We start from the raw sequence: 2,553 nt of genomic DNA, 5'->3' as shown, positions 1-2,553 counted from the left end.
AATTGGGAACAGACTGAGCAGCAGCGATGCTGGCGAAAAATACCAAAGTGCTTGTAGAATGAATTAACTTCATAACTACCCCTCCCGACAAAGCATACTGGCATTATGCAGAGACAATTCAGAGGGGCAATATCGATTTTAGGTTTTTATGCATGGCGGACAGACAGTGAGTTTGGCTCCTATCTCATCCACCAACAATCAGTTAATACCCTGTAATCATTGGATATAGCATACCTTAGTTCACTACAATAAGGCGCATATTGGTCAGTAATCTGGTCAGTAATTGGTTGAGATGCATTTGACTTAGTGTCCTTATCCTACGGGCTTCTAAGAAGTTTCATTTGAGAGGTGGAAATAGCGATCTTTGTTGATGTTAAATCAGGTCGTTGTAAGCAAGAATTATTTTAACAATAACTTCGGCTTTCATGTCGATCGCAAGCGTTTAATCCAGGGCTCAATACAGCATAAAAACTTGACAAAACAGTGACTTGATGCTATAATAGTGGTACACTCGATGAAACCAATACTGTCACTTTGCTGCTGACTAACGATATATACCCCAAGGTCTACTGAGGCTACATAACAGTCAGCTTAGCCTTATCAAATATAACAGATTAGCAGTTCTTAATCTTGATAAAGATTAAGAGTTAATACCAAAGGTGTTAACAACATAAACCTTATATCCATCAGCCGATAAGACTGCTTCAACTGACATTCCCCAAGTAGAACGTCCTCCCGCCCACCTTGCCGCTGTTCTGCGCTCCTATCAAGCCTCTTGCACCCATGGTGCCGTTGTTCGGGCATCTGACGCGCGAACTGAGCACGATTTCCGGTCTCGGGGGCGAGGTTGATCCGGATATTGGTCTGACCGACCCCCGTATGGATAGACCGGTTGAGCCGCTTTTGTTCAGGTTTTATGATTAACGATGTTGTCATTAGGGAACCGGCGGTGCGCGCAGCCGATGTATGGCCGCAAGGATGCGGTTGAACAGATCGCCGCTGACAGCCACCTCGGCCAGTTGGAAGGTGATTGCACGGGCGTGACGCACAACCCTCGCACCAATCTTGATCAATCGCGTCTGCAGGCTTGTCAGTGACCAGTCGGCTATCTCATCAGGTAGATCAGTGCCCTGTAGGAAGGCACCGATATTGTAAGCCAGTGCATGGAGTTGCAGCCGCACCTCGTTCTGCGCCATGCCTTTGCAGGACAAACGGGTCCAGTTGATCGCCTGCTTGCCTTCCTTGATGTATTGCTCGGCGGTGCCGCGTTGGTTGTAGAAGCGGATGATCCAGTCGGGTTCCATCGGCATGTTGGTGACCACGAAGCCCACGCGCGGGAACAACTCGCTGGGATGCCATTCCACCTTGGCGATGACACGACGAGGTTTGTCCCAAGATGCCGCCTGATATTGGAAGTCGCCGTAGATGCGCTTCACGCCTTTTGGCGGACGACCCACAGGGCGCTTGAGCAGATGCGCAATCTTGCCCTGAAGAACGCGATTGGCCCGAAGGCGGATGGCGTAGAAATAGTTTTCCAGTTCCAGAGTTTTGTATAGCTCCGGGATGGCGAACGCAGCATCCCCCCGGAAGAACCGCATCAGGTGACGATCCGCATATCGCGCGATGACGGGCTTCAGAACCTCTTCCCATCCATCTGCGCTGTGAACATTGCCGGGGCGCAGGGCGCAGCGTTCCAAATGGCCAAACTGGTTGAAGACGAACAGCGGGTGATAGCACATGCAGCCGAAATGCCCGTTCCAAGCGGTGCCTTCTTGCGCGCCGTGGGTGGGACTGACTGAACTGTCCATGTCGAGCGTGATCCACTTGGGCGGTTTGCGATTGTGAACCCGGTCGATCCAGTGTCCTGATAAATCCGCCAGCACAGTGCGATTGTCGGTTGCCGCCAACACCTCGGTCTCGAACCGTCCCATCTGGCTCGCAGACGCGGCCTTGGCCTCAACGGCACGCCCTCCAACGACCTGCCGCATCACCGGATCAAGCGATAAACGGTCCGCGTCATTAACATCATCATATCCGGCCAGCCGCCCAAAGACCGACTGGCGCAACAAGCCGACCAGTGAGTGCAGGCGATTGTGGCCAGTTCGCGTGTCTCTCAGAAATCCGCCCGCAATGTCGTGCAGGCCGAGCACTTCATCCAATTCCCTGAACAACAGTAATCCACCGTCCGAGCTGATCTTGGAACCATGAAACTCCAGCCGGACCCGGCGGTCAAAACTGAGCCGCCCATCACCCGTTTCGCGTGCACCCTCTGGGTGATCCATAATCCACCACCTTCAGCCAAATTAACATACTGAAATATAACACATTAGTGGCCGTTGGAGGCGCGAAAACGTCAAGTTACTTGGGAAATGCGGGCTAAACCTAAATTAAATCCTATGTTCGATAATGAATCATTTAAAATATAGCCATTATAACAGATATTTTGTGGTTTAGTATGCTGGGCGGCAGCTGGTAGTGCCACCTATGTTCAATGTGAAGGTTTTGGTGGCGGATACCCTAAGCGGATTTGTGTATAATGATATGCGATCCGCT

The 2,553-nt window shown here is 51.1% G+C and carries 2 protein-coding genes; one reads left to right on the top strand and one right to left on the bottom strand.

Going from position 1 to position 2,553, the window contains the following annotated elements; all coding sequences use genetic code 11:
• Nucleotides 1-783 precede the first annotated feature (783 nt).
• Nucleotides 784-924, top strand: coding sequence for a hypothetical protein (locus tag NIG5292_RS14995; protein WP_158441640.1), 141 nt, complete (start codon nt 784-786; stop codon nt 922-924).
• Between the two features lie 11 nt (nt 925-935).
• Here the strand turns inward: NIG5292_RS14995 and NIG5292_RS14250 are convergent, their stop codons facing one another.
• Complete coding sequence (locus tag NIG5292_RS14250) at nt 936-2,282, bottom strand: IS1380 family transposase (protein ID WP_040176196.1); 1,347 nt, start codon at nt 2,280-2,282, stop codon at nt 936-938.
• Between the last annotated feature and the right edge of the window lie 271 nt (nt 2,283-2,553).

The sequence above is a fragment of the Nereida ignava genome (genome assembly GCF_001049735.1).
Lineage (GTDB): Bacteria > Pseudomonadota > Alphaproteobacteria > Rhodobacterales > Rhodobacteraceae > Nereida > Nereida ignava.
Note: the sequence above shows the minus strand (reverse complement) of the source record. Positions and strands in the feature narration are given on the sequence as shown.

Bases quoted from the DNA above. Each gene is read 5' to 3' on its own strand.
- NIG5292_RS14250 (WP_040176196.1), bottom strand. From the start codon at position 2,282: ATGGATCACCCAGAGGGTGCACGCGAAACGGGTGATGGGCGGCTCAGT.
- NIG5292_RS14995 (WP_158441640.1), top strand. From the start codon at position 784: ATGGTGCCGTTGTTCGGGCATCTGACGCGCGAACTGAGCACGATTTCC.